Consider the following 16485-nt stretch of genomic DNA (forward strand, 5'->3'; position numbering starts at 1 on the left):
TGCCTAAGCACGGGACCAACGCAAGACGAGGCGCCGATTCCGGGCGCAAGATGGGGCTGACATGACCACGACGACTGTTCTTCCTGACCTGCTCGCTCTGACCGAGGCGGCGCTGCCCGAACTCGCCACGCTGCTGTCCGAGGCCACCACGAAGCTGCGCGCGAAGGTGAGCCGCGAGGGCAAGGTCTCGGGATCGGCGCTCGAGCGCGAGCAGTTCGCGGCCCATGCGCTGGCCTGGCTTGCCACCTATGAACAGTCGCTGGTGCAGCTGCGGGCCTGGGCCGGCCGCGTCGCCGAGGCGGGCGGCTTCGGCGAGATGGAAGGGCTGCTGCTGCAGATCGGTTTCGGCGAATACCTGAACCAGATCGCCGGCGGCATCCCGATGAGTCAGGGCGAGGTGGCGCGCCTGCACGACCTCGGGCTGAGCTGGACGCCGTCGGCCGCCGCCGCGAAACTGATGGCCGAGGGCAACAGCCCGGCCGCCCGCACCGCCCTCGTCGCCCTGATGCGCGACAATCAGGGCCGGGCGCTTTTCGGTGCCTCGGGCCTTGATGAAGACCTCGAGATGATCCGTGAGCAGTTCCACCGCTATGCCGAGGAACGGGTGATCCCGAACGCGCATGAGTGGCACCTGAAGGACGAGCTCATTCCGATGGAGATCATCGAGGAGCTTGCCGAACTTGGCGTCTTCGGCCTGACCATCCCCGAAGAATATGGCGGGCTCGGCCTGTCGAAGGCCTCGATGGTGGTGGTGACCGAGGAGCTGTCGCGCGGCTATATCGGTGTCGGCTCGCTCGGCACGCGCTCGGAAATCGCCGCCGAGCTGATCCTGTGCGGCGGCACCGAGGAGCAGAAGAAGAAATGGCTGCCGGCGCTCGCGAGCGGCGAGATCCTGTCGACCGCGGTCTTCACCGAACCGAACACCGGCTCGGACCTCGGCAGCCTGCGCACCCGCGCGGTGCGCGACGGCTCTGACTGGGTGATCACCGGCAACAAGACCTGGATCACCCATGCGCAGCGCACCCATGTGATGACGCTTCTGGCCCGCACCGAGCCCGAGACCAGCGACTGGCGCGGGCTGAGCATGTTCCTTGCCGAAAAGACCCCGGGCACCGACGACAACCCGTTCCCGACGCCCGGCATGACCGGCGGCGAGATTGAGGTTCTGGGCTATCGCGGCATGAAGGAATACGAGCTCGGCTTCGACGGCTTCCGGGTGAAGGGCGAGAACCTTCTGGGCGGCGAGACCGGGCGCGGCTTCAAGCAGCTGATGGAGACCTTCGAATCGGCCCGCATCCAGACCGCGGCGCGCGCCGTCGGCGTGGCGCAGGCGGCCTGCGAGATCGGCATGCGCTATGCGATCGACCGCAAGCAGTTCGGCAAGTCGCTGATCGAGTTCCCGCGGGTCTCGGGCAAGCTTGCGATGATGGCGGTCGAGATCATGATCGCGCGCCAGTTCACCTATTTCTCGGCCTGGCAGAAGGACCACGGCCGGCGCTGCGACCTCGAGGCGGGGATGGCGAAGCTCCTGGGCGCCCGCGTCGCCTGGGCGGCGGCCGACAACGCGCTGCAGATCCACGGCGGCAACGGCTTCGCGCTCGAATACACGATCTCGCGGATCCTGTGCGACGCGCGCATCCTGAACATCTTCGAGGGCGCGGCCGAGATCCAGGCCCAGGTCATCGCCCGCCGCCTGCTCGGCTGAGACTGTCCTGATCAGGGCGGGAAACGGGGCCTTCGGGCCCCGTTTTTCATTGCATCGCGGGTCTCTTTGCGCTCACTGGCGGCAAAGGAGATTGCGATGATCCGTGACGCCATTGCCGAAGATGCCGAGGCCCTTGCGGCGATCTACAACGACGCCGTGCGCAACACGACGGCGATCTGGAACGATGTCGAGGTCGATGCCGCGAACCGCATCGCCTGGATGAGCGCGCGGCAGGGGGCGGGGCTGCCCGTCCTCGTGCTCGAGGAGGCGGGCGAGGTCACCGGCTATGCGAGCTATGGCCCGTTCCGCGCTTTTGATGGTTATCGCGAGACGGTCGAGCATTCGGTCTACATCCGCGCCGACCGGCGTGGCGGCGGCCGGGGCCGGGCGCTGATGACGCAGCTCATCGCCCATGCCCGCGCCGGGGGGCTGCATGTGATGGTGGCGGCGATCGAGGCGGGCAATGCGGCCTCGATCGCGCTGCACGAGCAGCTCGGCTTCCGCGCCATCGGCACGATGCCCGAGGTCGGGCAGAAATTCGGCCGCTGGCTGGATCTGGCGCTGTTGCAGCTGATGCTCGACGACCGCGCTCAGCCCTGACGGGCAAGTGCCGCGATCAGCCGGGCGCGGGCGGCGGGGAGGGCACGGTTGCCGTGCTCGGCCGCGAACCGGTCGAGGAAATGGCCGGTGAGGCGCAGCCCCTCCGTGACCTCCGCCCAGCTTGCCGGCCCCTGGCCCAGCAGGCAGGCAGGCAGCGGCAAAAGCCGCGGCGCCCAGTCCCCGGCGCCCGCCCGGCTGACGGCGCGGCCGCTGCGGGGGCTGACGAAGGCCAGATCCTCGCGCGTGCCGGTGACGGCGCAGCGGCTGAGATCAAGCGCATAGCCCAGTTCCTCGAGGAGCTGCATTTCCCAGCGCAGATAGTCGAGCGGCCAGCCCGGCACCGCGTCGCCGATCACCGTGAAGAGCGGCTCGGTCGCGGCGAAAAGCGCGGGGTGCGGGGCGCGTTCGGGCAGCGCGAAGGCAAGCATCGCGCAGGTGGCGGACAGCCCGGCAAGCGCCAGCCGGTCACGCATCGCCCCCGCGCGCGAGGCGAGCGGTTCGACGGTGAAGGTGCCGAGCTGGTCCTCGAGCCGGGCGCGCCAACGCAGGGCAACGGACGAGCCGGGCTGCAGCGTCGCCGCCATCTTCCGCGAGGCGCCGCCGCGCACCACGCCCGCATGCCGGCCATGGGCCATGGTGAAGACCTCGATCAGCGCCGAGGTCTCGCCCTGCGGGCGGGTCGAGAGGATGGTGCCGTGGTCTTGCCAGTCCATGCAGGGGTTCCGGGCGGAGAGGCCGGGGGGCTGTCTGCCCCCCGGACCCCCCGAAGGTATTTCCGGCAAGGAGAAAGGGAAAGGGGGCGGGGCGTGCGGGCGGGGCTCAGTCGCTGAGCCCCTCCTCGTCCAGAAGGGTGCGGCCGTCGCGGTTTTCGAGCTCGATCACCCACAGATCGGGGTCGAAGCCGCGCTGGCGGCGGATCGAGGCGTCGACCTCGGCCTCCGGGCCCTCGGTCAGGATCATCCATTTGCGCGCGCCGGTCGTCAGATCGAAGCTGCGCTGCCACAGCGTTGCGCGGCCGTCGAGGGTGGCGCATTTCACCATCACCGCGCCGGCATGCGGCTCGCCATGCGCGGTGACATAGGCCGGGATATTGGCAATCTCCAGCCGTCGCAGATAGGCCCGCACCCAGAAATCCGAGGTCAGGCGGAGCGTCATTCAGTCGCCGTCCTTGAAGTCGAGCCCCATCTCGGAATAGCGCTCGGCCTCGTCGAGCCAGTTCGGGCGCACCTTGACCTGCAGGAAAAGATGCACCGGCCGGCCGAGGAATTCGGCGAGATCGGCGCGCGCCGCGGTCGAGATCGCCTTGATCGTCTCGCCGCCCTTGCCGAGCAAGATGCCCTTGTGGCCCTCGCGCGCGACATAGATCAGCTGGTCGATGCGGGTGGAGCCGTCCTTGCGGTCCTCCCATTTCTCGGTCTCGACGGTGAGCTGATAGGGCAGCTCCTCGTGCAGCCGCAGGGTCAGTTTCTCGCGCGTGACCTCGGCGGCGATCTGCCGCATCGGCAGGTCGGCGATCTGGTCCTCGGGGTAGAACCAGGGGCCCTCGGGCAGCTCGCCCGCCAGCCATTCGCGCAGATCGTCGACGCCATAGCCGCGCTCGGCCGAGATCATGAAGGTCTTGACGAAGGGGAAGGCCTCGTTCGCCGACTGGGCCAGTTCGAGCAGGCGCTCGGCCTTGACCTTGTCGATCTTGTTGATCGCAAGCGCGACCGGCTGTTCGCCGGCGCGTTCCTTCAGCGCCTCGATGATCGCGCGGGTGCCGTCGGTCAGGCCGCGATGCGCCTCGATCAGCAGCACGATGATGTCGGCATCCGAGGCGCCGCCCCAGGCCGCGGTCACCATCGCCCGGTCGAGCCGGCGGCGCGGGCGGAAGATGCCGGGAGTGTCGACGAAGACGATCTGCGTCTCGCCCTGCATGCACACGCCGCGGATGCGGGCGCGGGTGGTCTGCACCTTGTGGGTGACGATCGAGACCTTGGCGCCGACCATGCGGTTGAGCAGGGTCGATTTGCCGGCGTTCGGCTCGCCGATCAGGGCGACGAAGCCCGCGCGGGTGTGGTCGGGATGCGGCGTGTCTTCGGTCATGTGGTGCCCTCCAGGCGGGTCAGCAGCGTCTTGGCGGCGGATTGTTCGGCCAGTCGTTTCGAGCCGGCCTTGGCGCGCTCGCTTTCGCCCGAGGCAAGATGCACCTCGATGGTGAAGACCGGGGCGTGGTCGGGGCCGCTGCGCGACACCGTTTCATACCCCGGCGGCGGCAGGCCACGGGCCTGCGCCCATTCCTGCAGCGCGGTCTTGGCGTCGCGGGCGTCTTCCTCGACGGCCTCGACGCGTTTGCCCCAGAGCCGCAGCACGAGCTTGCGTGCCACTTCGAAGCCCGCGTCGAGGTGCACGGCGGCGATCACCGCCTCCATCGCGTCGCCGAGGAGCGCCTCCTTGCGGCGGCCGCCCGACATCATCTCGGAGCGGCCGAGCTTCAGCACCGCGCCAAGGTCGATCTGGCGGGCGACATCGGCGCAGGTTTCCTTGCGCACCAGCGCGTTGAAGCGCGGCGCAAGCTGGCCTTCCGAGGCGTCGCGGTCGGCCTTGAACAGCGCCTCGGCGATGCTGAGCCCGAGCACACGGTCGCCCAGGAACTCGAGCCGCTGGTTGTCGGGGCGCGTGGCCGAGCCGATCGAGCTGTGGGTGAGCGCGCGAACGAGAAGCTCGGGCTTCGCGAAGCGGTGCCCGAGCCTGTCCATGAATGCCTCGATGTCGGAGCCGACCTTCACGCCCTCACCTCAGTCGATCGCCTTGAAGAACCGGTCCGGACGCCAGGTCCAGAAGTAGAAGAGCGACTTGCCCGCCGAGGAGAACATCACCCGGTCGGCACGGCCGATCAGGTATTCCGCCGGCACGAAGCCAAGCCCGCCGGCAGCGGCCGGGAAGCGGCTGTCCTCGGAGTTGTCACGGTTGTCGCCCATGAAGAAATACTGACCCTCGGGCACGGTGAAGACCGGGGTGTCGTCGGCCACCCAATTGTCCGAGATGTTCAGGATGTCGTGGCTGACCCCATTGGGCAGGGTCTCGGTCTGGCGCGCCTTCAGGCAGGTGCCACCGATCCCCACCGGGTCGTTCTCGCAGCGCGGCATCAGCTGTTGCGGGCCCTGCGGCGCCTTCTCCTCGGCGAAGGTGCCGGCATCGGCGAGCTGCACCGGTTCGCCGTTGATGTGCAGCACGCCCTGCACCATCTGGATCTTGTCGCCGGGCAGGCCGATCAGCCGCTTGATGAAGTCGACGTTCTTCGTCGGGTGACGGAAGACGACGACATCGCCGCGTTCGGGTTCGCTCGCGAAGATCCGGCCGGAGATCGGGCAGGCAGAGAACGGGCAGGAATGGCTCGAATAGCCGTAGGCCATCTTGTTGACGAAGAGGAAGTCGCCGATCAGCAGCGTGTCCTTCATCGAGCCCGAGGGAATCCAGAACGGCTGGAAGAACAGGGTGCGGAACACCCCCGCGATCACCAGTGCCCAGACGATGGTTTTCACCGTCTCGACGATGCCGCCTTCGGATTTCTTGGCCATTCCCTGCCCCGCTTGTGAAAAGTCCCGCCTTCCTAGGCTTGCGGGGATACCCAAGTCAAGGAAGGGGTCGTGCCTCGATCACCACGAAGGCCTGTGCCCAGGGGGCGTCGTCGGTCAATGTGACGTGAACGATCGCCTCGTGCCCGGGCGGGGTCATCGCCGCCAGCCGCTCGGCGGCCCAGCCGGTGAGATGCATCACCGGTTGCCCGGTGGGCAGATTCGTCACCGCCATGTCGCGCCAGGAGATGCCCATGCGCAGCCCGGTGCCAAGCGCCTTCGAACAGGCCTCCTTCGCCGCCCAGCGTTTGGCATAGGTGCCGGCGACGTCGGCGCGCCGCTCGGCCTTGGCGATCTCGGTCTCGGTGAAGACGCGGGTGCGGAACCGATCGCCGAAACGCGCGAGCGTCGCGGCGATGCGGTCGATATTGGCGAGGTCGGAGCCGATGCCGAGGATCACGCTCACTCGCCCCGGGCTGCATCCATCAGGGCACGCATCTGGCCGATCGCGCCCTCGAGGCCGACGAACACCGCCTCGCCGATCAGGAAATGGCCGATGTTCAGCTCGCGGATCTCGGGCATCGCGGCGACCGGGCCGACCGTCTCGAAGGTCAGGCCGTGGCCCGCGTGCACCTCGAGGCCGAGCGAATGGGCATAGGCCGCACCCGCGGCGAGCGCCTCGAGCTCGAGGTCGCGCTCGGCGAAGCGGCCGGCATAATGCAGGTCGCAGTAATGGCCGGTGTGCAGCTCGATCACCGCCGCGCCGATCTGCGCCGAGGCCTCGATCTGCGCCGGGTCGTGGCCGATGAACATCGAGACGCGGATCCCCGCCTCGTTCAGCGTGCCGACGTATTCGGTCAACCGCGGCAGATCGGCCACCACGTCGAGCCCGCCCTCGGTCGTCACCTCCTGCCGCTTCTCGGGGACGAGGCAGCAGGCATGCGGCGCGGTGGCGAGCGCGATCGCCTGCATCTCCTCGGTCGGCGCCATCTCGAAGTTGAGCGGAATCCCGAGTTCCGCCTTCAGCGCGGCGATGTCGCTGTCACGGATGTGGCGGCGATCCTCACGCAGATGGGCGGTGACGCCGTCGGCGCCCGCCGCCTCGGCCAGCAGGGCGGCGCGCAGGGGCTCGGGATAGGCGGCGCCGCGGGCGTTGCGCAGGGTGGCGACGTGGTCGATGTTGACGCCAAGGCGAAGCGAATGGGGCATGGAATCCTCCGGTCAGTGCGGCGAGAGTATGTGCGCAAGCCCGGGCGGAAGGGAAGGGGGCGCGCCATGTCCGAGGGGCTGTCGCGCGGGGCTCAGCCCTCGCCCGGCGGTGGGGCATTGCCGTCCTTGCGGCGCGGGCTGATCTTGGCGCGAATCTTCGTCAGCCGTTCCTTCAGCCGGGTGCGGCGGCGGTTCTGATAGGCGGTGACGATCGGCAGGGCGATGAAATAGCACACCAGCCCGGCGGCGATGCCGGGCAGCAGCCCGCCCACCAGATAGGGCAGGAAGATCCCGTCGAAGAAATTCGCCAGCCCCTGCCACTGCGTCGGCTCGTGGGTGAAGAAGGCCACGAGGTTGTGGTGCAGGTCCTGGAAGGCATGGCCGAAGGTCTCGAACAGCCCCTCGGTCTGGACCGGGGCGAGATGTCGGCCAAGCATCCAGTGGCCGAGCTTGATCGAGACCAGCGCGATCAGCGGGAAAGTCAGCGGGTTGCCGATCAGCGTGCCGAAGAGCGCGGCGATGACATTGCCGCGCACCAGCCAGGCAAGCACCACCGCACCGCCAAGGTGAAAGCCGAAGAGCGGCGTGAAGGAGATCAGCACGCCCGCGAAGATGCCGCGCGCGATCCGCTCGGGCCGATCGGGCAGGCGGTTCAGCCGGTGCTTGATGTAGTGGAAGGCACGGGTCCAGCCGCCGCGCGGCCAGACCGCCTCGCGCAGCGCCTGCAGGAAGGGACGTTTGTTGCGCCGCTTGAAAACCACCGTCGTCCTTCTCCCCCTTGCCGGGGGCCGTTCCCTCCGTCCGCGATGCCCTCGGGCCCGCTCAGGGCTTGCGCGAGATGTCGCGCCACCGCTCCACCTGCGACACATCCGTCTCCGCCTCGAGCGCGGTGAGCAGCATGTGCAGGTGTTCCACGTCCCTTAGCTCGACTTCCACGACAAGAGAGTAAAAGTCCGGCTTGCGGTCGATGAAATGCAGATCCGAGATATTGGCCTTCTGCTGGCCGATCAAGGTGCAGATATGGCCAAGCACGCCGGCGTCGTTCGAGATCGTGATCTTGAGCGAGGCGGTATAGGCGGGCGGATGCTGGCCCGGCTGCCAGTGCAGATCGACCCAGCGTTCGGGCTGGTCCTCGAATTCCTCGAGCGCGGGGCAGTCGATCGCATGGATCACCACGCCCTGACCGCGATAGGTGATGCCGACGATGCGCTCGCCCGGCAGCGGCTGGCAGCAATCGGCACGGCGGAAGCTCTGGTCGGCGCCGAGGCCGATCACCGCGCGGGTGGGCTCGACCGTCTCGGGGCCGTGCTGGGCAAGCTCGGGGTAAAGCGTCTCGACCACTTCGCGCGCGGTGAACTCGGCCGAGCCGAGCCGGGCGAGCAGCTCGATCTCGTCGACCATGCCGAGGGTCTTGGCCGCGGTGCGCAGCGCCTTGTCGGACACCTTGCGGCCGACATGCTCGAAGGCGACGCGGGCCAGTTCCGCACCGAGCTTGACGAAGCGCGAGCGGTCCTCCTCGCGCAGGCTCTTGCGGATCGCGGCGCGGGCACGGCCGGTGCCGACGATGTCGAGCCAGGTCGCCTGCGGCCGCTGCCCCGCGGCGGTGATGATCTCGACCGACTGGCCGTTCTTCAGCCGGGTCCAGAGCGGCACGCGGATGCCGTCGACCTTGGCGCCGACGCAGGAATTGCCGATCCGGGTGTGGATCGCATAGGCGAAGTCGATCGGCGTCGCGCCCTTCGGCAGCTTCACCACATCGCCCTTGGGCGTGAAGCAGAACACCTGGTCGGAATACATCTCGAGCTTGACGTTCTCGAGGAATTCCTCGTGATCGCCCTCGGTGAAACGCTCGGTCAGCGAGGACAGCCACTTCGCCGGATCGACGGCGAAAGGGTTCTCGGCGGGTTCGCCGTCGCGGTAGGACCAGTGTGCGGCGACGCCGGCCTCGGCCACCTCGTGCATCTGCCGGGTGCGGATCTGCACCTCGACGCGCTTGCCGTCGCGGCCGGTCACCGTGGTGTGGATCGAGCGGTAGCCGTTCGTCTTCGGCTGGGAGATGTAATCCTTGAACCGGCCCGGCACGGCGCGCCAGCGCTGATGGATCAGCCCGACGACGCGATAGCAATCCTCGACGTTCTCGGTGATGACGCGGAAGCCGTAGATGTCGGACAGACGCGAGAAGGCAAGCTGCTTCTCCTCCATCTTGCGCCAGATCGAATAGGGGCGCTTTGCCCGGCCGAAGACGTCGGCCTCGATCCCGGCCTTGTCCATCAGCGTGCGGATGTCGTGCGTGATCTTCGAGATCACGTCGCCCGATTCCTTCTGCAGCGAGACAAAGCGGCGGATGATCGAGGTGCGGGCCTCGGGGTTCAGCACCTTGAAGGCAAGGTCCTCGAGCTCCTCGCGCATCCACTGCATGCCCATGCGGCCGGCAAGCGGGGCGAAGATCTCCATCGTCTCGCGCGCCTTCTGCACCTGCTTCTCGGCGCGCATCGACTTGATCGTGCGCATGTTGTGCAGCCGGTCGGCGAGCTTCACCAGCAGCACGCGGATGTCCTTCGACATCGCCATCAGGAGCTTGCGGAAATTCTCCGCCTGCTTCGAGGCATTCGAGGACAGCTGCAGGTTGGTGAGCTTGGTGACGCCATCGACGAGCTCGGCGATCTCGTGGCCGAAAAGCCCCTCGACCTCGGTATAGGTCGAACGGGTGTCCTCGATCGTGTCGTGCAGAAGCGCCGTGACGATCGTCGCATCGTCAAGCCGCTGCTCGGTCAGGATCGCGGCGACGGCGACGGGATGGGTGAAATAGGATTCCCCCGACTGCCGGAACTGACCCTCGTGCATCTTCATGCCATAGACATAGGCCCGGCGGATCAGCTCGGCATCGGTATGCGGGTTATAGTTGCGGACAAGCGCGATCAGGTCTTCGACGTCGATCATTCGCGCATCCGCCCCCCGCCGGTCGTGCGATTCAGTCGCGACCCTGCGCGTCCATCAGGGCGCGCAGCATGCGCTCTTCGTCCATGTCGTCGGCGCGCGGACGATCGGGGGTTTCACCCGACATCAGCATCGCCATCGAATCCTCTTCGGGTTCGTCGACTTCGATCTGGGTCTGATGCGACTCGATCAGACGTTCACGCAGATCCTCGGCGGACTGCGTCTCTTCGGCGATCTCGCGCAGGGCGACCACCGGGTTCTTGTCGTTGTCGCGGTCCACCGTCAGCGGAGAGCCGGCAGCGATTTCGCGTGCCCGATGCGCTGCGAGCATCACCAGCTCGAAGCGGTTCGGAACCTTGTCAACGCAATCTTCAACCGTCACGCGGGCCATTGGCATCTCCAATCGGACTTGGGAGGTGTGAAGCGCCTATTTAGGCGCAATATCGGGGCTTGACAAGCGCTCAATCCGGCACCCCCACCGGCTCGAGCGGCACGAGTGCGGCTTTTTCCGCCTCGGGCAGGGCTGCGACCATTTCCGCCACGCTCTGGCCGGTCGCGGGGTGGCGCCAGCCGGGCGCGATCTCGGCGAGGGGAATCAGCACGAAACCGCGATCCTGCAGGCGCGGGTGCGGCAAGATCAGCTCGGAGGGCGTCTCGCGCATCTGCCGCTCGAGCGGCAGCGCGCGCCAGGCGGCCTGGCCCTCGGCGTCGGGCAGCACGGTCTGGCCGGCGGCGATCAGGTCGAGGTCGATCCTGCGCGCCTGCCAGCGCTCGCTGCGGACCCGGCCGAGCGCGGCCTCGATCGCGTGCAGCCGGTCGAGGACCTGTTCGGGCGTCGCCTCGGCGCGCAGCACGGCGCAGGCATTGACGTAATCGGGGCCGGAGCCGGCGGGGAAGGCGGGCGAGCGGTAGAACCGGCTCACGGCCGCAAGCACAAGTCCTTGTTCCGGCATCCTTTCCAGCGCTGCCGCCAGGGTCTGCGCGGGCAGTCCGGCGGCCGACGGAAGATTCGCTCCGAGGGCAATCAGGAATGTGTTATTGGCCATAAATACAGATATCCTTGCCCTCGGCCGATTGCTATGCAGTTCTGTCAGGAACTGTGCGCAGCGGCGTATTGGGGATATTCTTCCTCGCGTCAACCACTCACACGACGCCTACCGCTGCGCAAAGACGAAAGGAAGTGTTGATGTTTTACAAGGACGAGCGGCTTGCGCTGTTCATTGATGGTTCGAACCTCTACGCGGCAGCCAAGGCGCTCGGGTTTGACATCGACTACAAGCTGCTTCGGCAGGAATTCGAACGGCGTGGCAAGCTGGTGCGGGCCTTCTATTACACGGCCCTGCTGGAAAACGAGGAATATTCACCGATCCGTCCGCTGGTCGACTGGCTGCATTACAACGGCTACGCGATGGTGACGAAGCCGGCGAAGGAATACACCGACTCGATGGGCCGGCGGAAGGTCAAGGGCAACATGGACATCGAGCTCGCGGTGAACGCGATGGAACTCGCGCCGCGCCTCGACCATGCCGTGCTGTTCTCGGGCGACGGCGATTTCCGTCCGCTCGTCGAAGCGTTGCAGCGGATGGGCGTGCGGGTGTCGGTCGTCTCGACGATCCGCAGCCAGCCGCCGATGATCGCCGACGAGCTGCGCCGCCAGGCCGATAATTTCATCGAGCTCGACGCGCTGCGCGAAGTGATCGGCCGCCCGCCGCGCGAGGCCCGCGAACCCGAGGCCGCCGCCGAGGTGTAAGCCGGACCCGACGGGGCCGTCGCGACCCACTCTCTTGCGCGGGCCCGGCCGGAATGGTGGTGACAAGATCCGGAAAGGGGGGCTTCGGCTCCCCTTTTCTGCCAGCTGGGGTGCAGCTCAGGCCGCCCATGGCCCGCGGCCTTGCGTGCGCGCCATCGTCAGTGCCTGCGCCTCGTGTGGCGCCAGCTCGCGCCGCACCGGCGCGGCATGCACCGGCAGCGCGCCGGCCTCGGCCAGCGCGGCGAGGGCGGTGGTGCGGGCGAGTGCCGGCTGCCGCGCCAGCCGCCCGGCGCTGAGGCTTTCAAGCCGGCAGCCGTCGGCGATCAGCAGGTGATGACGTTCGAGCATGATCCCCTGCCAGCCCAGCACGCAGGGCCGGTCGGGCTGCTGCGCGCTGCAGCCGTCGACCAGGTGCTGCGCGGCGATCAGCACCTCTTCCTCGCCGAACAGATAGTCGACCGCGGGGCCGGCGAGCGCGATGCGGTGCTGCGGCAAAAGCCACAGATCGGTGCGCTCGGCGAAGCTCGGCGCGCTCAGCCGCACCGGGCGCAGCGCGCCAAGCGCTGGCAGCATCACCCGCCCCGACCAGAGCACCGGCTGCGGCCCGGCATCGACGGTCTCGACCAGATCGCCCGGGCGCAGGCTGCCCGCCGGGCGCAGCCCCGCGGGGGTGGCAATGGGCGTGGCGGGGGCAAAGCAGGCGCCGGGACCGACCGGCTGCACATGATCGCCGATCGCGAGCCAGTCCACCCGCGGCCCGGGCCGCGCGCCACTTGCCCCGGCGACGAGGGCGGCCATCTCGGCGCGGCGCGGCGGCAGGGGGGTGCTGCCGGCGCGCTGGCGCAAGGTGGCCTGGTCAAGCGCTTCCAGCGTCAGCAGGCTGTCGCCGGCGGCGATGTCCCAGCTCCAGACAAGGCGCATCCGTCCGCCGGCAAGGCATTCCGCCGTGGCGTCGATCGACAGGGCATGGAAGGCCGCGCCGCGCCGTTCGATCAGGCCGAGCTGATGCCCGGTGCCGATTCCGATCGACAGGAACAGCCCCTCGCTGCCCATGGGCGGCAGATGCAGCAGCGGCAGCGGCCCGTCCTCGCCGCGCAGCAGGGTGAATTCGAGCATCAGGCTGCCGCGCGGCCAAAGCTCGGGCAGGGCGCGATGCGCGAGCGCAATCGCCCCTTCGCCCGGCAGCTGCGCCCGCAGCCAGCCGCCTGCCTCGATCCGCGCCGCGCTCACGCGGCACGCCGATACAGCAAGCGCGCCTCGTAGGCGCGCAGGCTGCGCCGCGCGGCGGGGCCGTAGCCGGCGCCGGTTTCCGGGTCGAGTTCGGGGAAGAGGGCGCAGATCTCGGCCTGCACCGCGGCGTCCATCGCGCCCATCACCTGCGGCCCGGGCAGGAAGCTCTCGCTGGCAATGCCATCGGCGAAGACGATGTGGTGACGGTCGAGGAGCAGGTGCACATACTCGACGGTGCCGCCCTCGACCACCTGCACGGCGCGGCCATCGACCAGGTCCTTCGCCGCGACCAGCACCTCGGCCTCGCCGAACAGCAGTTCGGCCGCCGGATCGCGCACCAGCACCCGGTGCTGCGGCGAGACCAGCAATGGCCGCGTCGCGCCATGGGCCCCGGTCTCGAACCGGATCGGGGCGAAGCGGCCCTCGGCCGGCACCGTGCGCCGCCCGATCCAGCGCAACGGCTGCGGCCCGGCGTCCTTGGTCAGCACCAGATCGCCCGGCATCAGCGTCTCGACCGCGCGCGGCCCGGCGGGGGTGGCAACGCGGCTGCCGGCGACGAAGCAGGGCACGACATGCAAGGTGACAAGGCCCACGTCCGTGTGCCCGTCGGAGCTCGTCGCTTCATAGGTGAAGTTGACGGTCTCTTCCTCGGGGTCGGCATGGACCGTCAGCGTGCCGTCGGCGTTCAGCGTCACGCTCTCGCCCGAGGCGAGCTGCACGGTGTCGCCCGGCTGCACTGCAACGCCGTTGATCTCGGTGATCGTCAGCGTGCCCGCGGTGCGGTTCACGTCGTTGCCGAGCACGTCGATCGTCTTGTCGCCCCCCGGTTCGACCGTCGTCTCGTCATCGACGGCGACCAGCATGGTCTGGATCGAATCCCCCGCGATCAGCAGGTTCGAATCGTAATTCGCATCGCCCGCGTCGGCGATGCCGATGCGGATCGAGTTCAGCGCGCCGACGTTCACCGGGAAGGTCAGCGTCATCGTCACGGTGAAGCCGTCCATCTCGGTGTTGTAGGCGTCGTTGGTGTTCGAGATGTAGAGGTTCTCGTTGTTGGCGCCGTTGACGTTGTTGACCGAGGTGGCCGCGGTCGAGAGGTTCACCTCGACCGGCGCGCCGTTCACCCAGACCCCCACCACATCATTGTAGATCGAGTTCACGTATTCCGGGTATTCGTCCGAGGCGAAGGTGAAGCTGATCGTCATCAGATCGCCGGTCGGCACGAAGTCGACGTCAAGCCAGGCCGCGTCATAGGTGCGCGTACCGGCGAGCGCGTTGAACCCGGCATTGTTGTCGATGCCGGTGGTGTTGGTCGAGGTGTTGGTCGCGGTGTTCGGGTCCGACGAGAACCAGCCGCCACTGTTGGTGAAATCCGCGGCATTGCCGGTCGACAGGATCACCCCGGTGTCGGACGGCGTCGCCTCGGGCGAGATCGAATCGCCCTTGGTGTAGATCGCGGAGGAGTTCTTCGCGCCGGTATAGGAGGCATCGACCACCGTCACGCCGTCGCCAAAGATCGTCTGCGCCATCTGCATTGCAGTGGCGGAGGTGTTGTAGCCCAGCTCTGCCGCTCGTGCCATGCCGTCCCCGCAAATGTGGGAGGCAGCGCAAACGCCGCACCGGAAACATGCGTCCGGCCGTGGTGTCGGGCCGTTTCGGCCTCGGTGTCATGGGGGCGCTTTGGCCCTGCTCGTTGCCCTGCCTCGGGTCATAATTATTGCGCTCAGCCTAAGCCCGACTCTCGCCACGAGAAAACCTTTTTCTTTCAAGGGGGCCGCGGCGGCGCCCCGGGTGTCTGCGGTGCAACAGTTCCGCCGCGGTTGTGCTCGCTTCCGGCCGGGGCTAAGCCTGATGGGCCATGAGAAGGAGCCCGCGATGCCGCTCGACCCCGTGAAACTCACCGCCGATCTGATCCGCTGCCCCTCGGTCACGCCGGGCGAGGGCGGCGCGCTCGTGCTGCTCGAAGAGGTGCTGAGCCGGGCCGGCTTCGCCTGCACCCGCGTCGATCGCAACGGCATCGCCAATCTCTTCGCCCGCTGGGGCGCGAAAGGGGCGAAGACCTTCGGTTTCAACGGTCATACCGACGTGGTGCCGGTGGGCGACGCTGCGGCCTGGACGCATGACCCCTTCGGCGGCGAGATCCATGATGGCGTGCTCTGGGGCCGCGGCGCCACCGACATGAAATCGGGCGTCGCGGCCTTCGTCGCCGCCGCGGTCGATCTGGTGACCGAGGCGCCGCCCGAGGGCGCGGTGATCCTGGCGATCACCGGCGACGAGGAGGGCGCGGGGCGCGACGGCACCCGCGCGCTCCTCGACTGGATGGCCGAGACCGGCGAGGCGATGTCGGTGTGCCTGGTGGGCGAGCCGACCTGCCCCGAGGTGATGGGCGAGATGATGAAGATCGGCCGGCGCGGCTCGATGACCTTCCGGATCGAGGCGACGGGGGTGCAGGGCCACGCCGCCTATCCGCAGCGGGCGAAGAACCCGCTCCATGCGCTGATCGACCTGCTCGGGCAGATGACCGCGGCGCCGCTCGACACGGGCACCGCGCATTTCGAACCCTCGACGCTGCAGGTCACGACGATCGACTGCGGCAACCCGGCGAACAACGTGATCCCGGCGAAGGCGCGCGCCACGGTCAACATCCGCTTCAACGACGCCCACAGCGCGGCCAGCCTGATCGCCTGGGGCGAGGCGCTGGCGGCCGGGGTCAGCGCCGCGACCGGCGTCACCTTCACGATGAGCCCCGAGGTCTCGGGCGAAAGCTTCCTCACCCCGCCCGGCGATTTCGTCGCGCTCGTCGCGCGCGCGGTCGAGGCCGAAACCGGGGTGAAACCCGTGCTCTCCACCTCGGGCGGCACCTCGGACGCGCGCTTCGTCAAGGACCATTGCCCGGTCCTCGAATTCGGCCTCGTCGGGCGCACGATGCACCAGGTCGACGAACGGGTCGAGGTCGCGCAGATCGAGACCCTCAGGCGCGTCTACGCCCGCGCGCTGCGGGAGTATTTCGCATGATCCTCACCGAAACCGACGATCTCGCCGCCTGCCACGCCCTGCGTCGCGCCGTCTTCATCGAGGAACAGGGCATCGCCGAGGCCGAGGAATGGGATGACCTCGACGGGCAGGCCGTCCACCTCCTCGCGGTCGAGGGCGCCGCGCCGCTTGGCACGGCGCGGCTGTTCGTCGAGGGCACGGAAGGCCGCATCGGCCGGGTCTGCGTGGCGAAACCCGCACGCGGCACCGGCCTTGGCGCGGCACTGATCCGCGCGGGCGTCGCGCGGCTCGCCGCGGCGGGCTGCACGCGCATCCTTCTGGGCGCGCAATGCTACGCCATCCCGTTCTACGAGAAACTCGGCTTCACCGCTTTCGGCCCCGAATACGACGATGCCGGCATTCCGCACCGCGAGATGGAACGCCGCCTCTGACCCGGCCCGGGGCCGCTTCCGCGCCGCCTTTTCATCTTGGCCGAAATACCTCGGGGTGCGGGGCAGCGCCCC

At 68.4% G+C, this 16485-nt stretch carries 18 protein-coding genes; 5 read left to right on the plus strand and 13 right to left on the minus strand.

All coding sequences use genetic code 11. The annotated features are described in order from the left end of the window. Positions 1 to 61: 61 nt before the first annotated feature. Together EOW66_RS13405 and EOW66_RS13410 are read left to right on the plus strand one after the other, a co-directional pair. Positions 62 to 1705 carry an acyl-CoA dehydrogenase family protein gene (locus EOW66_RS13405; RefSeq protein ID WP_128156832.1) on the plus strand — a complete coding sequence of 548 codons (1644 nt, stop codon included), beginning with the start codon at positions 62 to 64 and terminating at the stop codon, positions 1703 to 1705. 96 nt (positions 1706 to 1801) lie between these two features. After that, positions 1802 to 2305, plus strand: a complete 504-nt coding sequence (locus EOW66_RS13410; RefSeq protein ID WP_128156833.1) for a GNAT family N-acetyltransferase — start codon at positions 1802 to 1804, stop codon at positions 2303 to 2305. On the opposite strand, the gene recO is transcribed toward EOW66_RS13410, so the two are convergent. The 11 genes from recO to folK all read right to left on the minus strand — a co-directional run bounded on the left by recO (position 2296) and on the right by folK (position 11054). Beyond that, complete coding sequence (gene recO, locus EOW66_RS13415; RefSeq protein WP_128156834.1) at positions 2296 to 3018, minus strand: DNA repair protein RecO; 723 nt, start codon at positions 3016 to 3018, stop codon at positions 2296 to 2298. The two genes, EOW66_RS13410 and recO, sit on opposite strands and share 10 nt — an antisense overlap. Before the next feature lie 106 nt (positions 3019 to 3124). After that, complete coding sequence (locus tag EOW66_RS13420; RefSeq protein ID WP_128156835.1) at positions 3125 to 3460, minus strand: DUF1491 family protein; 336 nt, start codon at positions 3458 to 3460, stop codon at positions 3125 to 3127. Beyond that, a complete protein-coding gene (gene era, locus EOW66_RS13425; protein ID WP_128156836.1) occupies positions 3461 to 4390 on the minus strand; it encodes a GTPase Era in 930 nt (309 codons plus the stop codon). Further along, the gene (rnc, locus tag EOW66_RS13430) at positions 4387 to 5043 is read right to left on the minus strand and encodes a ribonuclease III (protein ID WP_380711126.1); all 657 of its coding nucleotides are present in this window, start codon (positions 5041 to 5043) and stop codon (positions 4387 to 4389) included. Before rnc ends, era begins: the two co-directional genes overlap by 4 nt. A 39-nt stretch (positions 5044 to 5082) precedes the next feature. After that, entirely contained in the window at positions 5083 to 5865 is a 783-nt protein-coding gene (gene lepB / locus EOW66_RS13435; RefSeq protein ID WP_128156837.1) for a signal peptidase I, read from the minus strand. Positions 5866 to 5920: 55 nt separating this feature from the next. Next, positions 5921 to 6322, minus strand: a complete 402-nt coding sequence (acpS, locus tag EOW66_RS13440) for a holo-ACP synthase (protein WP_128156863.1) — start codon at positions 6320 to 6322, stop codon at positions 5921 to 5923. Between the two features lie 2 nt (positions 6323 to 6324). Next, positions 6325 to 7071, minus strand: coding sequence for a pyridoxine 5'-phosphate synthase (locus EOW66_RS13445; RefSeq protein WP_128156838.1), 747 nt, complete (start codon positions 7069 to 7071; stop codon positions 6325 to 6327). A 92-nt stretch (positions 7072 to 7163) separates the two neighbouring features. Continuing rightward, a complete protein-coding gene (locus tag EOW66_RS13450; RefSeq protein WP_128151321.1) occupies positions 7164 to 7832 on the minus strand; it encodes a DUF2062 domain-containing protein in 669 nt (222 codons plus the stop codon). Positions 7833 to 7893: 61 nt separating this feature from the next. After that, positions 7894 to 10011, minus strand: a complete 2118-nt coding sequence (locus EOW66_RS13455; RefSeq protein WP_128156839.1) for a RelA/SpoT family protein — start codon at positions 10009 to 10011, stop codon at positions 7894 to 7896. A 31-nt stretch (positions 10012 to 10042) separates the two neighbouring features. After that, a complete protein-coding gene (gene rpoZ, locus EOW66_RS13460; RefSeq protein WP_113901516.1) occupies positions 10043 to 10399 on the minus strand; it encodes a DNA-directed RNA polymerase subunit omega in 357 nt (118 codons plus the stop codon). Positions 10400 to 10469: 70 nt separating this feature from the next. After that, entirely contained in the window at positions 10470 to 11054 is a 585-nt protein-coding gene (gene folK, locus EOW66_RS13465; protein ID WP_128156840.1) for a 2-amino-4-hydroxy-6-hydroxymethyldihydropteridine diphosphokinase, read from the minus strand. Between the two features lie 140 nt (positions 11055 to 11194). Between folK and EOW66_RS13470 the strand changes: the two genes are divergently transcribed. Beyond that, the gene (locus tag EOW66_RS13470; RefSeq protein WP_128156841.1) at positions 11195 to 11758 is read left to right on the plus strand and encodes a LabA-like NYN domain-containing protein; all 564 of its coding nucleotides are present in this window, start codon (positions 11195 to 11197) and stop codon (positions 11756 to 11758) included. A gap of 117 nt (positions 11759 to 11875) precedes the next feature. Here EOW66_RS13470 and EOW66_RS13475 read toward each other — a convergent pair whose 3' ends face one another. Together EOW66_RS13475 and EOW66_RS13480 are read right to left on the minus strand one after the other, a co-directional pair. Continuing rightward, the gene (locus tag EOW66_RS13475) at positions 11876 to 12988 is read right to left on the minus strand and encodes a Hint domain-containing protein (RefSeq protein WP_128156842.1); all 1113 of its coding nucleotides are present in this window, start codon (positions 12986 to 12988) and stop codon (positions 11876 to 11878) included. After that, positions 12985 to 14568 (minus strand): Hint domain-containing protein, encoded by a 1584-nt coding sequence (locus EOW66_RS13480; RefSeq protein WP_128156843.1) that lies wholly within the window; start codon positions 14566 to 14568, stop codon positions 12985 to 12987. Before EOW66_RS13480 ends, EOW66_RS13475 begins: the two co-directional genes overlap by 4 nt. Before the next feature lie 295 nt (positions 14569 to 14863). Here EOW66_RS13480 and dapE point away from each other — a divergent pair, with 295 nt between their 5' ends. Together dapE and EOW66_RS13490 are read left to right on the plus strand one after the other, a co-directional pair. After that, on the plus strand, positions 14864 to 16003 hold the full coding sequence (gene dapE, locus EOW66_RS13485) for a succinyl-diaminopimelate desuccinylase (RefSeq protein ID WP_128156864.1): 1140 nt from the start codon (positions 14864 to 14866) through the stop codon (positions 16001 to 16003). Beyond that, positions 16000 to 16413 carry a GNAT family N-acetyltransferase gene (locus tag EOW66_RS13490; RefSeq protein WP_128156844.1) on the plus strand — a complete coding sequence of 138 codons (414 nt, stop codon included), beginning with the start codon at positions 16000 to 16002 and terminating at the stop codon, positions 16411 to 16413. The genes dapE and EOW66_RS13490 overlap by 4 nt, the downstream gene beginning before the upstream one ends. Positions 16414 to 16485: the final 72 nt, after the last annotated feature.

It is taken from the genome of Paenirhodobacter huangdaonensis, assembly GCF_004022465.1.
GTDB classification, from domain to species: Bacteria; Pseudomonadota; Alphaproteobacteria; order Rhodobacterales; family Rhodobacteraceae; genus Rhodobacter; species Rhodobacter huangdaonensis.